This is a genomic window from Oceanimonas sp. AH20CE76 (assembly GCF_039654065.1).
In the GTDB taxonomy this organism is placed as follows: domain Bacteria; phylum Pseudomonadota; class Gammaproteobacteria; order Enterobacterales; family Aeromonadaceae; genus Oceanimonas; species Oceanimonas smirnovii.
This window is the reverse complement of record NZ_CP155481.1, coordinates 2,854,482-2,878,301: the sequence shown is the minus strand read 5'-3', so window position 1 is coordinate 2,878,301 and position 23,820 is coordinate 2,854,482. Positions and strand designations below refer to the sequence as shown.

Sequence of the window (23,820 nt, the reverse complement as noted above, 5' to 3'; positions counted from 1 at the left end):
GGAAACCAGGCACCAAAGCGGAGAGAGGGTTAATCCTATGTTTGAACTGATGAATGATCACGAGCAGGAAGCCGTCATTAAAGTAGTTGGTGTGGGTGGCGGTGGTGGCAACGCCGTGGAACACATGGTGCGGGAAAACCTCGAAGGGGTGGAATTCCTCGCCATCAACACCGATGCCCAGGCACTGCGCAATGCCAGTGCCCATCACACCCTGCAGGTCGGCAGCGCCATTACGAAAGGCCTGGGCGCGGGCGCCAATCCGGAAGTGGGACGTGATGCAGCACTGGAAGACAAAGACGCCATTCGCGATCTGCTCGACGGTGCCGATATGGTATTTATTGCGGCCGGCATGGGCGGCGGCACCGGTACCGGTGCTGCCCCCGTGGTCGCTGAAGTAGCCAAGGAGCTGGGTATTCTGACTGTGGCCGTAGTGACCAAGCCCTTTGCCTTTGAAGGCAAGAAGCGCATGAACTACGCCCAGCAGGGCATCAACGAGCTGGCCAAGCACGTCGACTCGCTGATCACCATTCCCAACGACAAGCTGCTCAAGGTACTGGGCCGGGGCATTTCCCTGCTGGACGCCTTCAAAGCCGCCAACAACGTACTGCTGGGCGCGGTGCAGGGCATTGCCGAGCTGATCACCCGTCCGGGCCTGATCAACGTTGACTTCGCCGACGTACGCACCGTGATGCGGGAAATGGGCACTGCCATGATGGGCACCGGCCATGCTACCGGTGAAGACAGAGCCGAGGAAGCCGCCGAGAAGGCCATCTCCAGCCCGCTGCTGGAAGATGTGGATCTGGCCGGTGCCCGGGGCATTCTGGTGAATATTACCGCCGGTCTCGATATGAGCATTGAAGAGTTCGAAACCGTGGGTAACGCGGTCAAGGCCTTTGCCTCCGAGAACGCCACCGTGGTGGTGGGTACGGTACTGGATCCGGAAATCACCGACGAACTGCGCGTGACCGTGGTGGCCACCGGCATTGGTGCTGAGCGCAAGCCTGATATCACCCTGGTGAAGTCCGGTAACAGCCGTGACGATAATGGTCTGCGCCGGGCCGAAACGCAGGAAGAGCAGGGCGGCAAGGTAGCCGTCGGGGGCGATACCGCCCAGGCGAAAACCGATTTGGACTACCTGGATATTCCGGCCTTTCTGCGTAAGCAGGCTGACTGAAAATTACGCTGAATTAGCGTAATCGGGTAAAAGCATGCTAAAGTATGGGGCCATTTTAATGGTTCGAATCGGGCTATCTGACTGACGGACAATCCTATGATTAGACAACGAACTCTGAAAAATACCGTGCAGGCCACCGGAATCGGCCTGCATTCCGGTCACAAGGTGCAAATGCGCTTTGTACCCGCGCCGGCCAACACAGGTATCGTGTTTCGTCGTACCGATCTGGAACCGCAGGTCGAGATTCGGGCCGATGCCGCCCTGGTAAAGGACACCATGCTGTGTACCGCCCTGGTCAATGATCAGGGTGTACGGGTATCCACCATCGAGCACCTGTCCGCCGCGCTGGCGGGCCTGGGCATCGACAACCTCTATATTGAGGTGGATGCCCCCGAGGTGCCGGTCATGGACGGCAGTTCTCATCCTTTTATCTACCTGCTGCAGTCTGGTGGCATTCACGAGCTGAACGCGCTCAAGCGTTTTATTCGCGTGAAAAAGCCGGTGCGGGTGGAAGACGGCGACAAGTGGGCCGAGCTGCGTCCTTTTAACAAGGGCTTTCGCATGGATCTGACCATCGACTTCAAACACCCGGTGTTTGAAGGCCGCAGTCAGCATCTGCAGCTGGATTTTTCCGGTGCTGCCTTTGTCAAAGAGCTGAGCCGGGCCCGGACCTTTGGCTTTATGCGTGATATCGAATACCTGCATTCCCAGAACCTGGCCCTGGGCGGCAGCCTGGAAAACGCCGTGGTACTGGATGAATACAAGGTGCTCAACGAGGACGGCCTGCGTTACCCCGACGAGTTTGTGAAGCACAAGATGCTGGACGCCATTGGCGACCTCTATATGTGCAATCACAGTATTCTGGGCGAATTCTGTGCCTACAAGACCGGTCACGCCCTGAACAACAACCTGCTGCGGGCGCTGCTGGCTCAGGCTGATGCCTGGGAAATGATCACCTTTGGTGACGAAGGTGCCGAGTCGCCCATTCGCTATTACGATACTGCTTTTCAGCCTGCCTGATTAATTCCTCACGCCGGTATCTCTCCGCGCCGGCGTGCTTCTTTTATGCTGTTTTCTGTCGTATTGCCCGGTGCTTTTCAGCGATTGTCTTGAATAGCTGGTCTGTCGTCACCATATTCTGTTTACAAGTATTCAGTGGCAACCTCTTTTACCCGATGCCCCAACGGGTTACATTTGCATAATGTGATCTTTATAACCGTCTAATTATGGCCTCGCCGGTACGCGGGGCATTTTTTCAACATGACAATTGGCCAAGCATGATTACCAAACTCTTCACTCGAATCATTGGCAGCCGCAACGACCGTACGCTCAAGCGACTGCGCAAGGTAGTAAACGAAATCAACGCCATGGAGCCCAGGTTTGAGGCCCTGTCCGATGCCGAGCTGCAAGGCAAGACGGTAGAGTTCCGTACTCGTCTTGAGCAGGGAGAAACCCTGGAGCAGATTTTGCCGGAAGCGTTTGCGGTGGTGCGTGAGGCGTCCAAGCGGGTGTTTGGCATGCGCCATTTCGATGTGCAGATGATTGGCGGCATGGTACTGAACAATAACCAGATTGCCGAAATGAAAACCGGTGAAGGCAAAACCCTGACCGGTACTCTGCCAGTATATCTGAATGCCCTGACCGGCCGGGGAGTGCATATCGTCACGGTGAACGACTATCTGGCCCGCCGGGATGCGGAAGGTAACCGGCCTTTGTTTGAGTTTCTGGGCCTGACCGTAGGCTGTAACCTGCCTGGCATGGGCCATCAGGAGAAGCAGGCTGCTTATGCCTGTGACATTACCTATGGCACCAATAATGAATTCGGCTTTGATTACCTGCGCGATAATATGGCTTTCTCTCCAGAGCAACGAGTGCAGCGGCCGCTGAACTATGCCCTGGTGGATGAGGTAGACTCCGTCCTGATTGATGAAGCCCGCACGCCGCTTATCATCTCCGGCCCGGCGGAAGACAGTTCCGAGCTGTACAAGCGTATTGATACGCTGATCCCCAAACTGGTGAAGCAGGATCAGGAAGACACTGAGGAATATACCGGTGACGGCCACTATACGGTGGATGAAAAGAACAAGCAGGCACTGCTGACCGAAAACGGCCAGATTTTCGTGGAAGAAGAGCTCAAGCGCATGGGCCTGCTGGAAGAAGACGACTCTCTGTTCTCTGCCGGCAACATTACTCTGCTGGCTCATGTCAATGCCGGTCTGCGTGCTCATACCCTGTTTGAGCGTAACGTCGACTACATAGTGCAGAACGACGAGGTGGTGATCGTTGATGAGCACACCGGCCGTACCATGCCGGGCCGGCGCTGGTCCGAGGGCCTGCATCAGGCAGTGGAAGCCAAGGAAGGAGTAAAAATTCAGAACGAAAACCAGACGCTGGCCTCCATTACCTTTCAGAACTACTTCCGTCTGTATGACAAACTGGCCGGCATGACCGGTACCGCTGACACTGAAGCCTTTGAATTCCAGCATATTTATGGCCTGGATACGGTGGTGATCCCTACCAATAAACCCATGGTACGAAAAGACATGGGTGACCTGGTGTATCTGACCGCTGCCGAGAAATATCAGGCCATTGTGGCCGATATCAAGGACTGTGTGGAGCGGGGGCAGCCGGTGCTGGTGGGTACTGTGTCCATCGAAAACTCAGAGCTGATTTCCGGTGTGCTCAACAAGGAAGGCATTCCCCATCAGGTACTGAACGCCAAGTTCCATGAAAAAGAAGCGGAAATTATCGCTCAGGCTGGTCGTGCCGGTACCGTGACCATTGCCACCAACATGGCGGGGCGGGGCACAGATATCGTGCTCGGCGGCAGCTGGCAGGCGGAAATTGAAGCCTTGGGCGAAGGTGCCACCCCTGAGCAGATTGCTGCCATCAAGGCCGACTGGCAGGTGCGTCACGATGCGGTGCTGGCTGCCGGTGGTCTGCACATTATCGGTACCGAACGCCATGAGTCCCGCCGTATCGACAACCAGCTGCGGGGCCGAGCCGGCCGTCAGGGTGATGCGGGCTCCAGCCGCTTCTATCTGTCGATGGAAGACGCCCTGATGCGTATCTTTGCCTCGGACCGGGTGACCGGCATGATGAAAAAGCTGGGCATGGAAGAAGGTGAAGCCATTGAGCACCCCTGGGTGACCCGGGCCATTGAAAACGCCCAGCGCAAGGTGGAAACCCGCAACTTTGATATTCGTAAAAACCTGCTTGAATTTGACGATGTGGCCAATGATCAGCGTAAGGTGGTCTACGAGCAGCGTAACGAGTTGCTCGACTCCGGTGATATCAGCGAAACCATTGCCGTGATTCGGGAAGATGTGCTCACCGACGTGGTACACGAATATATTCCGCCTCAGTCGCTGGAGGAAATGTGGGATGTTGCCGGCCTGGAGCAGCGCCTGCAGAGCGATTTTGCCCTGGAGCTGCCCATTGCCGACTGGCTGAAGCAGGACGACAAGCTGCACGATGAGCAGATCCTCGAGCGGGTGCTGGCCGAAGCCAGCAAAACCTATGAAGAGAAGCAAGCCGTGGTGGGGGCCGAGGTGCTGCGCCAGTTTGAAACCTCGGTGATGCTGCAGACCCTTGACAACCTGTGGAAAGAGCATCTGGCGGCCATGGATCATCTGCGTCAGGGCATTCATCTGCGCGGTTATGCACAGAAGAACCCCAAGCAGGAATACAAGCGTGAGTCTTATGAGCTGTTTACTCAGATGCTGGACAACCTCAAGCGGGAAGTGGTGAGTATTCTCAGCCGGGTACGGGTGCAGTCTCAGGAAGATGTGGAGCAGGCCGAGGCAAAGCGTCGTGAAGCCGCCGAGCGGCAGGCTCAAAGCTACAGCCACGCTGAGGCAGACAATCCGCTGGCCGGTGAGCAGGCGGCTCAGACCGCTGACACCGAGGCAGCACCTTTTGTGCGCGATGGTCAAAAGGTGGGTCGTAATGATCCTTGCCCCTGTGGCTCGGGCAAGAAATACAAGCAATGCCACGGCAAGCTGAGCTGATCAGCTCATCATCATAAAATATCAATGCCGCCTTACAGGCGGCATTTTGTTGTTATCTGTCACGAATGACAGCCTGGCCGAACGATATTCCTGCCACTTCCGTCCCTTTAAGCATATTACGTCAAACCTATCTTGATTCATCCGGCTCCGGTTCCACTTCAGGGCGAATTAGCCCATAATTTTTCGCCCCGTGAGCAGGGGATTAACAATAATAAAACGGGATAAAAAAGAGGCAGATATGCATTATAAAGGAGCTCTGCGGCTGACGCTGTGGCTGGTGCCGAGGCTGTTGCTGCTGGGAGCCGTGATCTTGTGGTTGTTGTTACAGAGCCAGCGTGAGCTGGAGCGGGCACAGCAAGCCCGGTTTGACTATTTTGAAGCGGCTAATCAGATCCGCATGCTGTCAGGCCAGCTTAGCGCCCGGGTCCGCAGCTACGCCTATACTGGTTCCAAACGAGATCTTTCGCTTTATTACCATGTGCTCGCCATGACCGAGGGGCGGCATGCCCGGGTAAACGGCAAAACCATATCCAATGAACAGCTGTTGCAAAGCATGGCACTGACCAGAGAAGAGTTAAGTTTGCTGGAGCGGGCTCGTCAGGCCACGCTCACACTGGCTCGCCTGGAAGACGAAGCGCTGCGACTGACTGAAGCCGGATATGCTCATCAGGCACGACAAAAAGTCTTTAATGCCGACTACGACAGTTACAGCGAGCTGGTGACCAGCTCGGTTAATCAGTTTATCGGGCTGTTACTGAAACGGCTGGACCAGAATATTGAGCAGGAACGGCTGCAACACCGTTATGCCATGGCTGCCATGATCCTGATTTTTGTACTCCTGATACTGTGCATTCTGGTACTGAGCTGGTTGTTGCGTCAGGAGCCATGTGCTGTTGATATGTCAGGTGCTGAGCAAGAAAGTACCTTCTGAGGCTGTCCGTTTGATACCACCTTCCCGAAAAGGTTTCAAGTGAATCTTTTTTTCATTTTGCTAAATGAAGCTATAAGCTGTGCCGTCTGTATTTTTTATTGTGCACAATCATGAGGAAGGAAAAAATGGGCAGCAGTATGACCCTGAGGGTCATTATTCGGCTGATTATCACGGTGGCGCTGGGCTTTGCTCTGATCCTGGGGGGCGCGTTGTTTCTGCTGCTTCAAGCTCAGAGCCAGTTGGAAGCGACTCAGCACAAGCAGTTTGATAACTTCAGCTCAGTTAATGAAATGCGGAGCATGTCAGGCGAGTTGACGTCGACTATCCGTAATTATGTATCCACCACTTCCGGTGAGGAGCTGAGCCGCTATCACCGTATTCTGGATATGACGGAGGGACGCAGTCCCAGGCCCGATGGACACATCGAGTCCAATGAGCAGATGCTGAAAGGAATGCAGCTGACATCTCAGGAGCTGGCCTTGCTTGAGCAGGGACGCCAGGCGACGGTGATCATGGCCGGGCTGGAGGCTGAAGCCATTGAGCTGATGCAGACAGGTCAGAGCCGTGCAGCCTGGAGCCGGGTGTTTAATGAAGACTACGATCAGAACCGGGCGGTATTACAGGACTCGGTAGATCGCTTTATCTCTATGTTGCTGTTGCGTCTGGAGCAGGACATCGTCACCGCCCGGCAGAAAAAGCAGGTCATGGGGGAACCGCAGAATTCGGAAAAAATCGTACGCTAAGCTAACGGTGTTCTCGTGACAGCTCTTTGACTAGGCTTTCTAAGGCCATTCTGATAGCCCTGACTTCCTGAAAAGCCATGGCTAAAATTTGTGCGGCTAAAAGGGATAACCGATGGTAAAGTAAGTTATCCCTGTCGAGATACTGAAAAGCGTTATCCTCGTTTTTCCCAAAACTGTTTTGCCAGTTCGCTCAGAGCGCTAGTTAACTGAGCGACAGATTTCGCACTTTGCAAATTATTCTGCCCGGTCTGTACATTGGTATCAGCAGCATCGCGTATATTGATAATACTGCGGTTTATGTCTTCACTTACTGCTCCCTGCTGCTCGACCGCAGTCGCTATTTGCGCGTTCATGTCGGTAATTTCGTTAACGCGTTGGCCAATTCCATCAAGAGCTGTAGCTGCTTCCTCTGCGTGAGCTACACTCGTGTGCGCTTGCCGACTACTTTGCTCCATGACTGTAACAGCGGATTGCGCTCGCTCTTGTAGAGCGCTGATCATGCTTTGAATATCCGTTGTCGATTGCTGTGTGCGAGCAGCAAGACTGCGAACCTCATCGGCGACAACAGCAAAACCACGCCCCTGCTCACCAGCACGCGCGGCCTCAATTGCTGCGTTGAGTGCCAACAAATTCGTTTGCTCGGCGATCCCTCGTATAACGTCAGAACTTTTGATATCTCGTTACTTTGACCTTCAAGCTCATGAATAACCTGAGTGGCTTGCCTAATTTCACCTTCAAGGGCAGTGATTGACTGGCTTGTGTGGGCTACCAGACGCTGGCCAGATGCCGTCTCAGTGTCTGCTCTTCCGGCCGCATCTGCAGCATGCTGTGCATTGCTCGCAACCTCTTGAATGCTTGCCACCATTTGGTTTACTGCCGTTGCTATTTGATCTGTCTCTGCCTGCTGCTCAACTGTAAGTACATTGCTTGACTCAATATCCTTTAGTAGGCCTCGGGTGTGTTCGCTAAGCCGATTTGATGCATCACCTATGCGACCTACTATGGCGCCTGTTTCAGCTTGCATCATTCGTAAAGCAAACTCTATTTGGCCAAACTCATCGGTGCGCCCAGTGTAGAGGGATTGACTTAATGGGTTATTGGAAATATTCCTGGCTCTTTCAACCAGTCTTCCAAGAGGAGAGAGAATAGCCAAAACACTAACAGAGCTTAAGCTTCCTGACATTAAAGTGGCTAACAATAAGCTGCTTATTGATGTATCAGTAAGCATGCCGGCAGCCATTGCGCTTGATATAATACTACCCCATATGAGCAAGAGTATTTTCACGGAAAAGCTAGCAGCCAATTTCGGCCTCGCGGCCTTCCCGCTTCTCAATTGAGCATATAATTTTTCCGCAGCCAAAACCTGCTCAGGTTCAGGCTTGGTCCTTACAGACTGGTATTCAACAATCGAACCATTCTTAGCTATTGGCGTTACATAAGCACTTACCCAATAGTGGTCGCCATTTTTACAGCGATTTTTTACTAGCCCCATCCATGAGCGGCCAGATTTTAATGTACTCCACATATGCTCAAATGCAGCAGGCGGCATATCTGGGTGTCTTACGATGTTGTGAGGCTGGCCTAATAGTTCTTCCTCAGTGAAACCACTGATTTTAATGAAGTCAGGATTAACGTACGTGATATGGCTTTGAGGGGAGGTAGTCGAAAGAATATTGGCATCTTTTGGGAGTTCTAAGTTTCGACCCGTCACTGGTAAATTCTGGCGCATAAGAACCTCAAGGGTTGGCTGTTTTATTTTATTGTTTTCGGCATTAAGCCCAATTTCTTGAGCGTTACGATAAAGCTAGCATGGAAACGATAGGTGCAAGCAAGTTAAGGGTTGCATCGCGCATGTCAATCTAGGCTATACCCTAACTTGATGTCAGGCAGGGCCGCGCCGCTTCGTCAGAATAGAGTCTGCTTTCCCATTTTTTGACACATGCCCGCGAAGGTTATAGATTTCAGCCTGACAGAAATGGGCTTTGAGGCACAACGGAACAGAAAGTGCACTTAAGCCGCCTTCAACCAAGGAGACATCGTGCAGGGGCACCGCATCGGCTACGTCCGGGTCAGCAGCTTTGACCAGAACCCGGAACGCCAGCTGGAACAAACCCAGGTGAGCAAGGTGTTCACCGACAAGGCATCGGGCAAGGACACCCAGCGCCCCCAGCTCGAAGCGCTGCTGAGCTTCGTCCGCGAAGGCGATACAGTGGTGGTGCACAGCATGGATCGGCTGGCCCGCAACCTCGATGACCTGCGTCGCTTGGTACAGAAGCTGACTCAGCGCGGCGTGCGCATCGAGTTCCTGAAGGAGGGCCTGGTGTTCACTGGCGAGGACTCGCCGATGGCCAACCTGATGCTGTCGGTGATGGGGGCCTTCGCTGAGTTCGAGCGCGCCCTGATCCGCGAGCGGCAGCGTGAGGGCATCGCCTTGGCCAAGCAGCGTGGCGCGTACCGGGGCCGCAAGAAAGCCCTGTCCGATGAGCAGGCTGCTACCCTGCGGCAGCGAGCGACGGCCGGCGAGCCCAAGGCGCAGCTTGCCCGCGAGTTCAACATCAGCCGGGAAACCCTCTACCAGTACCTCCGCACGGACGACTGACACATGCCGCGTCGCTTGATCCTCTCGGCCACGGAGCGGGACACCCTGCTTGCGCTGCCGGAAAGCCAGGATGACCTGATCCGCTACTACACCTTCAACGACTCCGACCTGTCGCTGATCCGCCAGCGACGCGGCGACGCCAACCGCCTCGGCTTCGCCGTGCAGCTCTGCCTGCTGCGCTACCCCGGTTACGCGCTGGGAACCGACAGCGAGCTGCCCGAGCCGGTCATCCTGTGGGTGGCGAAGCAAGTCCAGGCCGAGCCGGCGAGCTGGGCAAAGTACGGCGAGCGCGACGTGACCCGTCGCGAGCATGCCCAGGAACTGCGCACCTACCTGCAACTGGCCCCGTTCGGCCTGTCCGACTTCCGCGCCCTGGTGCGCGAGCTAACCGAGCTGGCCCAGCAGACCGACAAAGGCTTGCTGCTGGCCGGTCAGGCCCTGGAGAGCCTACGGCAGAAACGACGCATCCTGCCGGCGCTGAGCGTGATTGACCGGGCCTGCTCGGAAGCCATTGCGCGAGCCAATCGGCGGGTCTACCGCGCCCTGGTCGAACCACTCACGGACTCGCATCGGGCCAAGCTGGACGAGCTGTTGAAGCTCAAGGCCGGCAGCAGCATCACCTGGTTGACCTGGCTGCGCCAGGCACCGCTGAAACCCAACTCTCGGCACATGCTGGAACACATCGAGCGGCTGAAGACATTTCAGTTGGTGGACTTGCCCGAAGGCCTGGGCCGGCACATCCACCAGAACCGCCTGCTCAAGCTGGCCCGCGAGGGTGGGCAGATGACGCCCAAAGACCTCGGTAAGTTCGAGCCGCAGCGCCGCTACGCGACCCTGGCCGCCGTGGTGCTGGAGAGCACCGCGACCGTGATCGATGAGCTGGTCGATCTGCATGACCGCATCCTGGTCAAGCTGTTCAGCGGCGCGAAGCACAAGCATCAGCAGCAGTTCCAGAAGCAGGGCAAGGCGATCAACGACAAGGTGCGCCTGTACTCCAGGATCGGCCAGGCGCTGCTGGAAGCGAAGGAAAGCGGCAGCGACCCCTATGCCGCCATCGAGGCGGTGATTCCCTGGGACGAGTTCACCGAGAGCGTCAGCGAGGCCGAGCTGCTGGCCCGGCCGGAAGGCTTCGACCACCTGCACCTGGTCGGCGAGAACTTCGCCACCCTGCGCCGTTACACGCCGGCCTTGCTGGAGGTGCTGGAACTGCGCGCCGCGCCGGCCGCGCAAGGCGTGCTGGCAGCCGTGCAGACCCTGCGTGAGATGAACGCCGACAACCTGCGCAAGGTGCCGGCCGATGCACCCACGGCCTTCATCAAGCCGCGCTGGAAGCCGCTGGTGATCACCCCGGAAGGCCTCGACCGGAAATTCTACGAAATCTGCGCCCTGTCCGAGCTGAAGAACGCCCTGCGCTCCGGCGACATCTGGGTCAAGGGCTCGCGGCAGTTCCGCGACTTCGACGACTACCTGCTGCCGGCCGAGAAGTTCGCCGCACTCAAGCGCGAGCAGGCCCTGCCCCTGGCGATCAACCCGAACAGCGACCAGTACCTGGAAGAGCGTTTGCAGCTGCTGGACGAGCAGTTGGCCACCGTCACCCGCCTGGCCAAGGACAACGAGCTGCCCGATGCCATCCTCACCGAGTCAGGGCTGAAAATCACCCCGCTGGATGCGGCGGTGCCGGATCGGGCGCAGGCGCTGATCGACCAAACCAGCCAGTTACTGCCGCGCATCAAGATCACCGAACTGCTGATGGACGTGGACGACTGGACGGGCTTCAGCCGCCACTTCACCCACTTGAAGGACGGGGCCGAGGCCAAAGACAGGACGTTGCTGCTGTCCGCAATCCTCGGTGATGCGATCAACCTCGGGCTGACCAAGATGGCCGAGTCGAGCCCCGGCCTGACCTACGCCAAGCTGTCCTGGCTGCAAGCCTGGCACATCCGCGACGAAACCTATTCGGCGGCCTTGGCCGAGCTGGTCAACCACCAGTATCGCCACGCCTTTGCCGCCCACTGGGGCGACGGCACGACCTCATCCTCCGATGGCCAGCGCTTCCGCGCGGGTGGCCGGGGCGAGAGCACCGGGCACGTCAACCCGAAGTACGGTAGCGAGCCGGGACGGCTGTTCTATACCCATATCTCCGACCAGTACGCGCCGTTCAGCACCCGCGTGGTGAATGTCGGCGTCCGCGATTCCACCTATGTGCTCGACGGCCTGCTGTACCACGAGTCCGACCTGCGGATCGAGGAGCACTACACCGACACGGCCGGCTTCACCGATCACGTCTTTGCCCTGATGCACCTGCTAGGCTTCCGCTTCGCGCCGCGCATCCGCGACCTCGGCGAAACCAAGCTGTACGTGCCGCAGGGCGTGCAAGCCTACCCGACGTTGCGCCCGCTGATCGGCGGCACCCTGAACATCAAGCACGTGCGTGCCCACTGGGACGACATCCTGCGCCTGGCCAGCTCGATCAAGCAGGGCACCGTCACCGCCTCGCTGATGCTGCGCAAGCTCGGCAGCTACCCGCGCCAGAACGGACTGGCCGTGGCCCTGCGCGAGCTGGGCCGGATCGAGCGCACGCTGTTCATCCTGGACTGGCTGCAAAGTGTTGAACTGCGCCGCCGCGTGCATGCCGGCCTGAACAAAGGTGAGGCGCGCAACTCGCTGGCCAGGGCGGTGTTCTTCAACCGCCTTGGGGAAATCAGGGATCGGAGCTTCGAGCAGCAGCGCTACCGGGCCAGCGGCCTCAACCTGGTGACGGCGGCTATCGTGCTGTGGAACACGGTGTACCTGGAACGCGCCACCCAGGGGTTGGTCGAGGCCGGCAAGCCGGTGGACGGCGAGCTGCTGCAATTCCTGTCGCCGCTGGGCTGGGAGCACATCAACCTAACCGGCGATTACGTCTGGCGGCAGAGCCGCAGACTGGAAGACGGGAAGTTTCGGCCCTTACGGATGCCCGGAAAACCTTAGCGTACGATTTTTTCCGAATTCTGCGGGCTCCCCTACTTGCAGCGCCGGCAGCATGAAGAATGGAAAACCTGCTCGTCTACAGCAGCTGGAAGTGCTGGAAAACTACACTCGAAAATAAGCCGTGAGGTTCAAATTTTCACCTCACAGTAGGTAGGTCACTCCATCGTGTTGTGTACGCGGGTGATAAGAATCTACGTTGCATGGCCCAGTCCTGACGGATGCCCTGACCGGCTAAAAAAACTCTGCCTTTACCAGAGCGGTTGATCTCATCAATCACCTTCATCAGGGCCGGATTACGCTGGGTGCTTGGCTGGGCGAAAAGGTCGCCCTGAGTGGCCGCCTCTGAACTGAAGTCATCTAGCATGATTCCGCCCTTTGAGTAGCGATACCCATTTTTCCAGATGATTTCCAGTAGCTGCATGGCAGTGGCAACCAGGTCTCGGGTGTCGCTGGTAGGGGTTATCAGACTTGTAGAGGCTTGCTGACTGTACTGTGGTTCGCTTGGGTTAAAGGCGTTTGTGCGGATAAACACTGACACCCTTTTGGCTGACAGATTTTCTTCTCTAAGCTTTTCCCCAGCCTTGGCAGTGAACTCACAAATGGCTTGGCGCATTTGAGCCAGTTCCGTTATTCGGGTACCAAACGACCTGCTGCGAATGATCTGCTTGCTGGCTGGAGCAGACTCTTCCAGCTCAATGCAAGACTTCCCATTTAGCTCCTCAATGGTTCGTTCCAGGACAACAGAAAACTGTTGCCGCAGGTGTTTTTGATCTGCATGGGCCAGCTCAAAAGCGGTATGAATACCCATGCTGTGAAGCCGGGCAGAGATCCGCTGCCCCACTCCCCAGATATCCTCGACCGGTACCAGCTGCATTAGCTTTAGCTGCCTAGTGCGGTCCGTCAGGTCTACTACACCACCAGTTGCTGGATACTTCTTGGCAGCGTGGTTTGCCAGCTTGGCCAATGTTTTTGTTTGAGCGATGCCGACTCCAACGGTTATGCCCGTCCATTGCTGCACGGTGTTCCGGATCTGGAAGCCAAAGCCAAGCTGATCCTGGATGCCGCTAGTGTCCACAAAACATTCGTCAATGTAAAGGAAAGAAGAACAGCCATGGACATGACTTCAGCTCAGACATTCCGCTACTCAATCTCTGATGTCGGATGTCCATAGAAAGAACCTCTTTTCCAGGAAATTGGGGCTTGAAGTCCATACCTGCGCAATTGCACCCATTTGACCAGTCAATTGCATTGGTACTGACCACCGCGTGCATCCGACTTGGCCAGTGGGCAGCAGAGACGCAACAGGCAGAAACCGGCCAGAAGCAGTCAGTCAATCATGCGTTACAGTGATTTTTTGCAGCTCTTTATAGAGCCGTTAGCTGCTGCCACCAATAATCCATAGGCCTGCCAGTCGTCAGACAGTCTTATTCTCGATCAGACGATTGCCCCGTCGATGACCAGTAGCTCACCGGTGATGGAGCCAGAGTCCGGTCTTCGGATGCAGGACTCCTGGCTTTGCTCACTCAGCGCCGATCCCGGCCATCGGTTCAGTTTGGCCCCAGCCACCGCCCAGAGACCTGAACAGGTCAACCAGCGCAATCTGCCGTTCCGTGCTGATTTGAATTAGTGTGGTCTGGTTGCTAAAGGTGCTGCGCTGGGCGTCAAGATAACGCAGGTAGTCGTCCACGCCGCCCTCGTAACGCGCCTTAGCCAGGGCCATCGCAGCCTCGCTGGAACCGGCCAGAGCCTGGCGGGCAGCCTCCTCGCGGCGCAGGGTGTCGGTGGCGGCCAGGGCATCGGCCACTTCGCGGAAGGCGGTCTGGATGGTGCCTTCGTAGTCGGCCACCGCCGCGTCCTGGCGCACTTCGGCGAGGTCCAGGTTGGCGCGGTTGCGGCCACCGGCGAAGATCGGCAGCGACAGCGTCGGGGCAAAGCTCCAGGCCCGCGAGCCGCCATCGAACAATCCGGACAACTCGGCACTGGAGCTGCCCACCGAACCGGTCAGGCTGATCCGGGGAAAGAACGCGGCGCGAGCTGCACCGATATCGGCATTGCGCGCCTTGAGGCGGTGCTCGCTGGCGAGAATGTCCGGGCGCCGTTCGATCAGTTCCGAGCTGGTGCCGGGGGCGATGTCCTGCAGCACCATCAGGTCGTCGCGGGGCGTCGCGGGCAGCAGGCGAGCGGCATCTGGCGTGCCGAGCAACAGGACCAGGGCGTTGTCCGCCTGGCGTAACTGGCGTTCGGTGCTCTCGCGCTCGGCCCTAGCCTGTTCGGCAAGGCCGACCGCTTCCTGGTAATCCAGGGCGGTGGCGGCCCCCGCTGCACGGCGCTGGCTGACCAGCTCCAGCGAGGCCATGCGGCTGTCCAGGGTTTGTTCGACCAGGGCCATGCGGCGTAGCGCACCATCGCGGGTCAGGTAGGCCTGGATGACCTCGGCAACCAGGCTGATCTGCGTGGCACGGGTCGCCTCCTCGGTCGCCAGGTAGGTCTCCAGCGCGGCCTCGGAGAGGTTGCGCACGCGGCCGAACAGGTCGACTTCGTACTCCGCGAGGCCGAGGCCGACCTGATAGTTGCTGGTCACTTCCGAGCGCCCGGTCTGCGACAGATCGGCAGGCAGGCGCTGGCGGTTGCCGCTGGCATTGGCGTTGATCGAAGGCAGGCGATCAGCACGCTGGATGCGGTACTGGGCACGCGCAGCTTCGATATCCAGCAGCGCCTGGCGCAGGCTGCGGTTGTTGCTCAGCGCCGTATCCACCGCGCGGCGCAGGTCGGCATCGACGATGAAGGTCTGCCAGTCCAGCGCCTGGGCACGGGTGCCCTCCGCGTCGGCGGCTTGCCAGTGCGACGCGACCGGTGCCTGCGGGCGCTCGTAGGTCGGGGCCAGCGAACAACCCGCCAGGGCGGCGATGGCCAGGGGCAGCAGAGCGCGACGGAGCATGAAGTGAGAGGTCATCGCATTACTCCGCTTTATGCAGGGGATGGTTGTCGGTTTGCTGAGGTTTGGTGCGCAGCAGCGACAGCACCCAGACGAAGAAGATCGGCACGAAGATCACCCCGAGCATGGTCGCGCTGAGCATCCCGCCCAGCACCCCGGTGCCCAGTGCGCGCTGGCTCGCAGCGCCGGCGCCAGTGGCGATGGCCAGCGGCACCACGCCGAGCATGAACGCCATGGAGGTCATGATGATCGGGCGGAAACGCAGGCGCGCGGCTTCGACAGCAGCATCGCGCAGCGAGTAGCCGTCTTCCCACAGGTCCTTGGCGAACTCGACGATGAGAATGGCGTTCTTCGCCGCCAGGCCGATCACGGTGATCAGGCCGACCTTGAAGTACACGTCGTTGGGCAGGCCGATAGCAGTCACCGCCAGTACCGCGCCGAGTGCGCCGACCGGCACGATCAGCATCACCGTCAGCGGGATCGCCCAGCTCTCGTAGAGCGCCACCAGCAGCAGGAACACCACGGTGATGGCCAGGGCGAACAGCATCGTCGCCTGCCCGCTGGCGACCCGCTCCTGATACGACAGCCCGGTCCACTCGTAACCGATACCTTCGGGCAGCTCGGCAGCGATGCGCTCCAGTTCGAGCATCGCCTCGCCAGTGCTCACGCCGGGCGCGGCGTCACCGGCAATGCGGATCGACGGGTAACCGTTGTAACGCGCGACCTGCACCGGGCCTTCTTCCCAGCTCGTGGTGACGAAAGCACTCAGCGGTACCAGGCTGCCGCTGTCGTTGGGCACATGCAGGCGCAGGACGCTTTCCGGTGTCATGCGCTCGGCCTGTTCGGCCTGTACCACCACGCGCTGCTGGCGGCCGGCGTTGGCGAAGTCGTTGATCACCGACGAGCCGAACGCAGTGGACAGCGCGCTGCTGATCGCTTCGAAGCTGACTCCCAGCGTGCGCGCCTGCTCACGGTCGATCACCAGGCGCAGCTGCGGCGCCTCGGCCAGACCTTCCATCATGGCGTAGAGGAACTTCGGATTGCCGTTGACCTTGCCCAGCACTTCATCGCGCGCTGCCAACAGGGCATCGCGGCCAAGGCCGGCGCGGTCCTGCAGGCGCAGGGCGAAACCACCCGAGTTGCCCAGGCCTTCGACCGGCGGTGGCGGCACCGCCATGATCGCGCCGTCATCGAGGTTGGCGAAGTGCTGGTTGACCGCAGCCGACTCGGCTTCCGGCGACTGCGAAGAATCTCGCTCGGACCAGTCCTTGAGCAGCGGGAAGGCAATGGCCGCGTTCTCACCCATGCCGGAGAAGCTGAAGCCGAGGACCAGGAAGGACGTCTGCACGGCCTCGCGGGCCATCAGAAACTCTTCCAGCTCCTCACCCGTGGCCGAGGTGCGCTCACGGGTGGCGCCTGGCGGCAGCTGGATGTCGACGATCATGTAACCCTGGTCTTCCACCGGCACGAAGGATTCCGGCAGGCGCATGTAGAGAAAGCCCATCAGCACCACCACGCCCAGGTAGATGAACATCACCCTCCCGGCGCGCGGCACCAGCTTGCCGTTGAGTTTGGTGTAGCGGCCGGTCAGGGCGGTGAACTTGCGGTTGAACCAGCCGAAGAAACCGGTCTTCTCGTGATGGCCTTCGGGGATCGGTTTGAGCAGCGTGGCGCACAGCGCCGGGGTGAAGGTCAGCGCGAGAAAGCCCGAGAACAGAATCGACACCGCCAGCGACAGCGAGAACTGCTGGTAGATCACCCCCACCGAACCCGCCATGAAGGCCAGCGGCAGGAACACCGCCGACAGAACCAGGGTGATACCGATGATCGCCCCGGACACCTGCCCCATCGCCTTGATGGTCGCCGGCACCGGCGCCAGGCCTTCCTCGGCCATGATCCGCTCGACGTTCTCCACCACCACGATGGCGTCGTCCACCAAGATGCCGATGGCCAGCACCATGCCGAACATGGTCATCATGTTCACCGAGAAGCCCAGCAGGTACATGAAGGTCAGGGTACCAAGCAGACACACCGGCACGACGATGGACGGGATCAGGGTGTAGCGCACGTTCTGCAGGAACAGGAACATCACCAGGAACACCAGCACCATGGCCTCGATGAGGGTCATGATGACCTTGTCGATGGCCACGTCGACGAAGCGCGAGGTGTCGTACGGCACGGAGAACTCGACGTTGTCCGGGAAGTTGGCCGACAGCTCGGTCAGACGCTGCTTGACCGCCTCGGCGGTCTGGATCGCGTTGGCACCGGGCGACAGCTGCACGGCGGCGGCAACGGCGGGCTTGCCGTCCTGGCGCGAGCCGAAGTTGTAGTCCTGGCTGCCGACCTCGATGCGTGCCACGTCGCCCAGGGTCAGGCGCGAGCCGTCCTGGTTGGCACGCAGCACGATGGCGGCGAATTCCTGCGGGTTGTCCAGGGTGCCCTTGACCGCCAGGGTCGCCGTCAGCTCCTGCTCGCTGGAACCCGGCGTGCTGCCGAAGGCACCGGCCGGCACCTGCACGTTCTGCGCGCGGATGGCGTTGTTCACGTCATCAATGGACAGGCCGTAGCCAACCAGCTTCTGCGGATCGATCCACACGCGCATGGCCGCCTCGGAGGCGAAGAACTGCAGTTTGCCGACACCGGGTACCCGGCGGATTTCGTTGTTGATACTGCGCGCCGCGTAGTCGGCCAGCGCCGTGACATCGGAGTCCTTGTCGCCATCGGTGTAGCTCAGCGCATAGGTCAGCAGGAAGCCGGCGGTGGCCTGCTCGGTCTGGATGCCGAGGGTCAGCACGGCCTGCGGCATGCGCGCCTCGGCCTTCTTCAGACGGTTCTGCACGTCGACCTGGGCCAGTTCGGGGTCGGTCCCCGGCTGGAAGGTGACGGTGATCTCGGCTATGCCGTTGGCGTTGCTGGTGGACTCGAAGTACAGCAGGTTCTTGGCGCCGTTGAGTTCTTCCTCGATGACGCTGGTCACCGAGTCGGTCAGCACCTGCGCCGAGGCGCCGGGATAGGTGGCGGTCACGGTAATCTGCGGCGGCGCCACGTTGGGGTACTGTGCCACCGGCAGGAACGGAATGACCAGCAGGCCACCTAGCGAGATGAACAGGGCGACTACCCAGGCAAAATTGGGGCGTCGGATGAAAAACAGGGGCATGAATGGTTCTCCGGCTTACTGGGCCTGGGACTGTGGAGCTTTTTCGGCGGCGCCTTGCTCGCGTGGGATGACCTTGGCGCCCGGACGGATAGCCGCCAGCGAGCTGGTGATCACCTTGTCGCCGGCCTGCAGGCCCTCGCTGATCTGCCAGCGCGAGCCTTGCATGGCGCCAGTAGTGACCTGGCGCACCTCGACGGTATCGCCCTCGCCCAGCAGCATCACGCTGGCCTGGCCGTCAGCCGAACGCTGCACGGCACGTTGCGGCACCAGGATGGCGTTCTGGTTGAGCCCCTGCGGCGTGCGCACACGCACGTACATACCCGGCAGCAACACGCCCTCGGGGTTGTCGAACTGCCCTCGCAGGGCGATTTGCCCGGTGCTGCGATCCACCGAGATATCAGTGAACAGCAGCGTGCCCTTGCTCTCGATATCGGTACCATCGACGCGCAGCGACAACGGCTGGTCGCTAGCGCCGGTAACCTTGCCCTCGGCGATGGCCGCGCGCAGGCGCAGGGCGTCGGCAGCCGGCTGGGTGAAGTCGGCGTACACCGGATCAAGTTGCTGGATACGCGCTAGCAGAGTCGCCTCACCCTGGCCTACCAGCGCCCCTTCGGTGACCTGGGCTCGGCCGATGCGTCCGGCAATGGGTGCGCGAACCTCGGCATAGCCCAGGTCCAGGCGGGCGGTTTCGACATTGGCCTGGGCCGATCGCTTGTCGGCCTGGGCACTCTGCAGAGCGGCCTTGGCGTTGTCGAAATCCTGCTGGCTGACGGCGTTGATCTTCACCAGCGGCTCGTATCGGCGAACCATCGCCTGGGCCTGGAACAACTGCGCCTCGGCGCGGGCCAGTTCACCCTGCGCCCGCGACAGGGCCGCTTTGAACGGCGCAGGGTCGATCTGGAACAGCACGTCGCCGGCCTTCACGTCGGCCCCTTCCTCAAAGGTGCGCTTGAGCACGATCCCCGCCACCCGCGCGCGCACCTCGGCGACACGCACCGGCTCGATGCGTCCTGGTAGCTCGGCAACCACGGTGAAGGGCTCGGTCTGCACGCTGAGCACATCGACTTCACGCGCCGGCGCCTCCTCCCCTTGCTCTTCGGGCTTGTCGCAGCCAACCAGGGTCACGGCGACCAAACAGGAGATCACGGAAAAAGTGATCCACTCGCGAAATTTGTTCATATCTCACCCAAGCACGAAGCCAGTACGTAGTCGAAGCCGCGCATGATGCACACCAAAATCAAATGAGTCAATATTGACTCATTTGATTTTGATGTGAACAAAGCTAGTATCCTCTTTGAGAAAAATGAGTGTTCTAGGCAAAATACCCGCATCTGCCTGCGATAGATAAAGAGTGACCGATGGATTTAACTGCTGCCGATGAGAAATTGCTGAAGGCCCTGGCGATCGCCATCGTTGACCACCCGCGAGCCACGTTCAAAGAAATAGCCCAGGCAGCGGGAGTCAGCAAGGCGACGCTAAACAGGTTTTGCGGCACCCGCGACAACCTGATCGAGATGCTTCTGGATCATGGTTCGGTGGTTATTTATCGGGTCATTGCCGATGCCGATCTTGAGTCGGCGCCCTTGGACGCATTGCATCGCCTGATCGAAGGCCATTTGACTCACAGGGAGTTGTTGGTTTTCCTCTCATTTCAGTGGCGCCCGGACACGTTTGATTTAGATGCAGGCGGCTGCCGATGGCTGCCTTGCTCAGAAACGCTGGACGAGTTCTTTCTACGCGGGCAAAAACTGGGCGTATTCCGTATCGATATCGGTGCCCCGGCGCTTACCGAAATCTTCTCCTCCTTGATCTTCGGCCTGGTAGACGCCGAGCGCCGCGGCCGTATCGCACGCGCAGGTATGGCGGCGTTGATCGAGCAATTCTTCCTGAACGGGGCTTGCAACTACCAAACTTAACGGAAAGCAACGCTCAGTTTTTTTCCAACGGGTTGGCGGTGTCCGTTTTTGGCCGTTCTCTGACGGTCGTGACAGTGACACGCCCTGGTCAAGTTGAACGCAATCCGTGGTCAACGCCAACCCAAATTGGTGGTCAAGAGGAGTGCAATTTCGCACATACCTGAGGACTGCTCACCACATCGCTTGCGTCGGTAGTAGCTTCCGCACTTTCCCCGTCTCTCACCGCTAAACAGCGCTTTCCGGTAGCGGACTTTAGAGCGGCTTGATACTGGCCAGCATGCAGAAATTCTGCCCGTGTAGCGTCACGACCGGACAAGCCACTAGGGTGGCGGTCAGGAAGGCAGGCAAACGGAACACGGCGAAGCACCTCGAAGGCGCTGGCCACTTGCCATCCAACTGGGCGCGGCCTTTAATCGGCGGATCTGGAAAGGAGACGGATATGCCATTGTTGGACGAGATTATTGGGTGGGCCGGCGGACTCAGACCCTGGCAGCAGGAAGCACTGCGCCGGATATTTGCCCGGGCCGAACTAACCCAAGATGACATCGAGACCATTCTGCGAATGGTTCGCGAGCAAGAACGGGAAGACGCAACCACGGGGGGAGCACGGCCATTCACGCTGGACGACGTACCAGGCGCCGGAAGTGGCGCAACCGTGCGGTTGGTGGGTGTCTCGGGGCTAGACCAGGTAAACGGCTTCCCGTCCGGTCGTGCCTTTGACCTCGCACCGGAGGGCATGACCATTTTCTTTGGTCATAACGGCGCCGGCAAATCCGGCTACGCCCGCGTCTTCAAGAATGCCTGCAACGCTCGGCATCGGGTGGAGGTCCTGCCCGACGCTTTTGGGGCGGCAACCCCAGCTAGACTGCCATCAGCAGATTTCGCCATTTTGGTGGATGGCACTCCGGAAACCGCACGTTGGGTCCAGAACGGGCCGGCCCATTTGCATTTGAGTTCGGTCTCGGTCTACGACGCGGCCTGTGCCAATGACTACATCGACGCGGAAGGGACCCCTGCATTTCAGCCCTACGGACTCACTCATCTGACGCGCCTGGTCCTACTTCAGCGTGATTTACAGGCACGGATTGGGACCGAACGCAATGCCTTGGCTCTGGATACCCGGCAATTCGAACCGCTGAAGGGTGACACCGAAGTCGGCCGCTACATCGCCAAATTAGGTGGGGACTCGGACCGCGCCGTGCTTGCTCGATTAGGGACGGTCGGTGACGATGAACTCCGGCGACTGGAGTTTCTGAAGCGGACATTACTGGAAAGCGATCCTGTGCCGCAGGCGCTGGCCTTGGAACGTTTGGCGACACGCTTGGACCAGGCGCAGCGTCGAGCCGAGGAAGTCCAGCGCTGGGTGAATGATCGTGCCATAGCACGGGCAAAGGAACTGATTACAACGGAAAAAACCGCGCATCTCGCCATGCAACTGGCGCAAGCGCGTCTTCAGGATCGAGACACACTGAACGCCATGGAGTTGCCGGTAACGTCCTCACCCACCGCCACGCTGCTGGAAGGCACAGGAGCTGAACTCTGGCAAACGATGTACCGAGCCGCTGAGGCTTTCTCTCAGCAGACGGCATACCCTGAACATCCCTTCCCGCACCTGGAACCGGACGCTTACTGCGTACTCTGCCAGCAACCTTATTCAACGGATGCCTCGGAGCGCATGCGGCGTTTCGCGGCATTTGTCGCCGACAGCGCCACGGCGGATGCGCAAGCCGCCACGCTTGCGCGCATGAACGCTCTAGGGAAGGTGCAGGCTGTCGATCTAAACGTTCTGGATGTGCCAACACGGGCTGACGTGGAGGAGCGACTGCCCGACCTACACGCTGCCATCACCGCAGCGGCATCGGTCTGGACCGCCCGGCATACTTGGGTTAGCCAAGCCCTGCAAACTGGAAACTGGTCCCCCGAGTCAGAACCGCTTCCTATCGAAGCAAACCTCGATAGTCTCTTCGCCGCCAAAGCTGCTTCGCTCCGAGTCGACGCCAATACCCTGCGGACCTCTGCCGATCCCGCTCTACGCTTGGCGCTGACCCAAGAACTGGCAGAGCTAGAAGCCCGACAACGCCTCGCCAACCAGCTTGGCGCGGTGGAGCGCTTTGTTCAGGACAGTCAGGTCCATGCCACATTGAGCCGCTGCCATGCCGCCCTCAACCCAGCGGCAGTGTCACGCAAACTGACGTCCCTGGCGGCGACGCATGTGACCGAGGCTCTGGCCGCTTCTATGAATGCTGAGTTGAAAGCCCTGGGCTATAAGCGACGGGTGCAACCCGACCTGAGCGGGCGCACAGAGCTGGGGGTGACCAAGGTCACGCTGCGCCTGCAGGAAATCACGGCGAAAGCCTCCAAGGTGCTGTCAGAGGGCGAGCAGCGCGCGTTGGGGATGGCTATGTTCCTCGCCGAGCTCGAATCCCTGCCACATACTTCGACCGTTATTTTCGACGATCCGTCTACGTCGCTGGATCACGTATATCGTCGGGCCATAGCTCGGCGTTTGGTAGCGCTGGCTGAGACCCGCCAAGTGCTGGTGTTCACCCATGATGCGGTGTTCCTGACCGAGCTCGCGATGGCGCTTCAGCGCGCTGATCGCTCGGCCAGCTACAAGACCATCGGTTGGGACGAGTCGCCGGGACTAGTGAGCGAGGGGCTGACGTGGACGACGATGGACACCAAGGCCCGCCTGGCCGATCTCGAAAGTCGTGCGAAAGCACTGAACGTTCCGGTCGGCAGCGACCCGGATGATGAGCTTGAGCGGCAAATCGCATCGGGATACTCAAGCCTCCGAGGCACTGTCGAGCGCGCCATACGCGAGGTTTTTTTGAACAATACCGTCCAGCCGTTCAGCGATGTGGTGAGCGTAGAAGCATTTGGTGCTGTCATTGGCCACCCCGCAGAGGAGTGGGAGCAGTTGCTGGCAGTGTATGCGCGGGCCTGCGAAGCTACCGAGGCCCACGACACCCCAGGCGAGCGCCAACTACCGCTTCCCGCGCGTGAGGAGTTGCTCGGCGATATCGCCCAGGTCCTGGAATTAATCAAAAACGCGACTAAACGCCGAACTGCCTACGAGAATCTACGCCGGGAGCGGACCGCGCAACGCAAGAAGCTCTTCGGCGGCTAGCCCGACGTTTCATGCCGGGCTGGTCGGGCATGGCTGTGTTTCTTTCGAATATTGCGAGCTCTCCGTTTCAAAGTTTTTTGTGGCCTCGCGGATCAAGAGGAAGCACATTGGAGGCCGGCAGTTGGCGCTCCAAGTCCGCAATACGGTCGTACAGCTCAAGAATGGTGGCGTCGGCCTCACTGAGTAGGCTGGCTAGGTGGTCACGCTGCTGCGTGATTTCCTCGATCCGTTCTCGAAGTCCACGATTTTTTCTGC

15 protein-coding genes are annotated in these 23,820 nt (G+C 59.2%); 9 read left to right on the top strand and 6 right to left on the bottom strand.

The genetic code is table 11. From position 1 onward, the window contains the following. The first annotated feature begins 37 nt into the window (after positions 1 to 37). The 5 genes from ftsZ to N2M06_RS14080 all read left to right on the top strand — a co-directional run bounded on the left by ftsZ (position 38) and on the right by N2M06_RS14080 (position 6,858). Entirely contained in the window at positions 38 to 1,174 is a 1,137-nt protein-coding gene (gene ftsZ / locus N2M06_RS14100) for a cell division protein FtsZ (RefSeq protein ID WP_019935005.1), read from the top strand. Positions 1,175 to 1,270: 96 nt separating this feature from the next. Then, the gene (gene lpxC, locus N2M06_RS14095; protein ID WP_019935004.1) at positions 1,271 to 2,194 is read left to right on the top strand and encodes a UDP-3-O-acyl-N-acetylglucosamine deacetylase; all 924 of its coding nucleotides are present in this window, start codon (positions 1,271 to 1,273) and stop codon (positions 2,192 to 2,194) included. Positions 2,195 to 2,451: 257 nt separating this feature from the next. Then, positions 2,452 to 5,184, top strand: a complete 2,733-nt coding sequence (gene secA, locus N2M06_RS14090) for a preprotein translocase subunit SecA (protein WP_346351085.1) — start codon at positions 2,452 to 2,454, stop codon at positions 5,182 to 5,184. A 238-nt stretch (positions 5,185 to 5,422) separates the two neighbouring features. Then, positions 5,423 to 6,115 carry a chemotaxis protein gene (locus tag N2M06_RS14085; RefSeq protein ID WP_346351084.1) on the top strand — a complete coding sequence of 231 codons (693 nt, stop codon included), beginning with the start codon at positions 5,423 to 5,425 and terminating at the stop codon, positions 6,113 to 6,115. A gap of 125 nt (positions 6,116 to 6,240) precedes the next feature. Next, positions 6,241 to 6,858, top strand: a complete 618-nt coding sequence (locus tag N2M06_RS14080) for a chemotaxis protein (protein WP_346351083.1) — start codon at positions 6,241 to 6,243, stop codon at positions 6,856 to 6,858. A 152-nt stretch (positions 6,859 to 7,010) separates the two neighbouring features. Here the strand turns inward: N2M06_RS14080 and N2M06_RS14075 are convergent, their stop codons facing one another. After that, complete coding sequence (locus N2M06_RS14075) at positions 7,011 to 7,466, bottom strand: methyl-accepting chemotaxis protein (RefSeq protein ID WP_257216433.1); 456 nt, start codon at positions 7,464 to 7,466, stop codon at positions 7,011 to 7,013. Then, complete coding sequence (locus N2M06_RS14070) at positions 7,355 to 8,587, bottom strand: PAS domain-containing methyl-accepting chemotaxis protein (protein WP_269467627.1); 1,233 nt, start codon at positions 8,585 to 8,587, stop codon at positions 7,355 to 7,357. The genes N2M06_RS14075 and N2M06_RS14070 overlap by 112 nt, the downstream gene beginning before the upstream one ends. 309 nt (positions 8,588 to 8,896) lie before the next feature. Here N2M06_RS14070 and N2M06_RS14065 point away from each other — a divergent pair, with 309 nt between their 5' ends. Beyond that, the gene (locus N2M06_RS14065) at positions 8,897 to 9,457 is read left to right on the top strand and encodes a recombinase family protein (RefSeq protein WP_001161490.1); all 561 of its coding nucleotides are present in this window, start codon (positions 8,897 to 8,899) and stop codon (positions 9,455 to 9,457) included. 3 nt (positions 9,458 to 9,460) lie between these two features. Then, entirely contained in the window at positions 9,461 to 12,427 is a 2,967-nt protein-coding gene (locus N2M06_RS14060) for a Tn3-like element TnAs1 family transposase (protein ID WP_001138014.1), read from the top strand. Positions 12,428 to 12,563: 136 nt separating this feature from the next. On the opposite strand, the gene N2M06_RS14055 is transcribed toward N2M06_RS14060, so the two are convergent. From N2M06_RS14055 to tmexC, 4 genes are all read right to left on the bottom strand, one after another. Further along, positions 12,564 to 13,517 carry a DUF4113 domain-containing protein gene (locus N2M06_RS14055; protein ID WP_346352189.1) on the bottom strand — a complete coding sequence of 318 codons (954 nt, stop codon included), beginning with the start codon at positions 13,515 to 13,517 and terminating at the stop codon, positions 12,564 to 12,566. Positions 13,518 to 13,946: 429 nt separating this feature from the next. Further along, positions 13,947 to 15,380: a multidrug efflux transporter outer membrane subunit TOprJ2 gene (locus N2M06_RS14050; RefSeq protein ID WP_088903432.1), complete on the bottom strand. Its 1,434-nt coding sequence runs from the start codon at positions 15,378 to 15,380 to the stop codon at positions 13,947 to 13,949. Positions 15,381 to 15,384: 4 nt separating this feature from the next. Further along, complete coding sequence (gene tmexD, locus N2M06_RS14045; protein WP_346351082.1) at positions 15,385 to 18,519, bottom strand: multidrug efflux RND transporter permease subunit TMexD; 3,135 nt, start codon at positions 18,517 to 18,519, stop codon at positions 15,385 to 15,387. A gap of 15 nt (positions 18,520 to 18,534) precedes the next feature. Then, entirely contained in the window at positions 18,535 to 19,698 is a 1,164-nt protein-coding gene (tmexC, locus tag N2M06_RS14040; RefSeq protein ID WP_065285147.1) for a multidrug efflux RND transporter periplasmic adaptor subunit TMexC, read from the bottom strand. 179 nt (positions 19,699 to 19,877) lie between these two features. Between tmexC and N2M06_RS14035 the strand changes: the two genes are divergently transcribed. After that, positions 19,878 to 20,435, top strand: a complete 558-nt coding sequence (locus N2M06_RS14035; protein ID WP_346351081.1) for a transcriptional regulator — start codon at positions 19,878 to 19,880, stop codon at positions 20,433 to 20,435. A gap of 439 nt (positions 20,436 to 20,874) precedes the next feature. Beyond that, positions 20,875 to 23,565 carry an AAA family ATPase gene (locus tag N2M06_RS14030; protein WP_058131653.1) on the top strand — a complete coding sequence of 897 codons (2,691 nt, stop codon included), beginning with the start codon at positions 20,875 to 20,877 and terminating at the stop codon, positions 23,563 to 23,565. Positions 23,566 to 23,820: the final 255 nt, after the last annotated feature.

What these genes read in the sequence shown, in the direction of transcription:
- ftsZ (WP_019935005.1), top strand. Translation starts at nt 38, where the DNA reads ATGTTTGAACTGATGAATGATCACGAGCAGGAAGCCGTCATTAAAGTA.
- tmexC (WP_065285147.1), bottom strand. Translation starts at nt 19,698, where the DNA reads ATGAACAAATTTCGCGAGTGGATCACTTTTTCCGTGATCTCCTGTTTG.
- N2M06_RS14060 (WP_001138014.1), top strand. Translation starts at nt 9,461, where the DNA reads ATGCCGCGTCGCTTGATCCTCTCGGCCACGGAGCGGGACACCCTGCTT.
- N2M06_RS14085 (WP_346351084.1), top strand. Translation starts at nt 5,423, where the DNA reads ATGCATTATAAAGGAGCTCTGCGGCTGACGCTGTGGCTGGTGCCGAGG.
- N2M06_RS14030 (WP_058131653.1), top strand. Translation starts at nt 20,875, where the DNA reads ATGCCATTGTTGGACGAGATTATTGGGTGGGCCGGCGGACTCAGACCC.
- lpxC (WP_019935004.1), top strand. Translation starts at nt 1,271, where the DNA reads ATGATTAGACAACGAACTCTGAAAAATACCGTGCAGGCCACCGGAATC.
- N2M06_RS14080 (WP_346351083.1), top strand. Translation starts at nt 6,241, where the DNA reads ATGGGCAGCAGTATGACCCTGAGGGTCATTATTCGGCTGATTATCACG.
- N2M06_RS14035 (WP_346351081.1), top strand. Translation starts at nt 19,878, where the DNA reads ATGGATTTAACTGCTGCCGATGAGAAATTGCTGAAGGCCCTGGCGATC.
- N2M06_RS14050 (WP_088903432.1), bottom strand. Translation starts at nt 15,380, where the DNA reads ATGACCTCTCACTTCATGCTCCGTCGCGCTCTGCTGCCCCTGGCCATC.
- secA (WP_346351085.1), top strand. Translation starts at nt 2,452, where the DNA reads ATGATTACCAAACTCTTCACTCGAATCATTGGCAGCCGCAACGACCGT.
- tmexD (WP_346351082.1), bottom strand. Translation starts at nt 18,519, where the DNA reads ATGCCCCTGTTTTTCATCCGACGCCCCAATTTTGCCTGGGTAGTCGCC.
- N2M06_RS14070 (WP_269467627.1), bottom strand. Translation starts at nt 8,587, where the DNA reads ATGCGCCAGAATTTACCAGTGACGGGTCGAAACTTAGAACTCCCAAAA.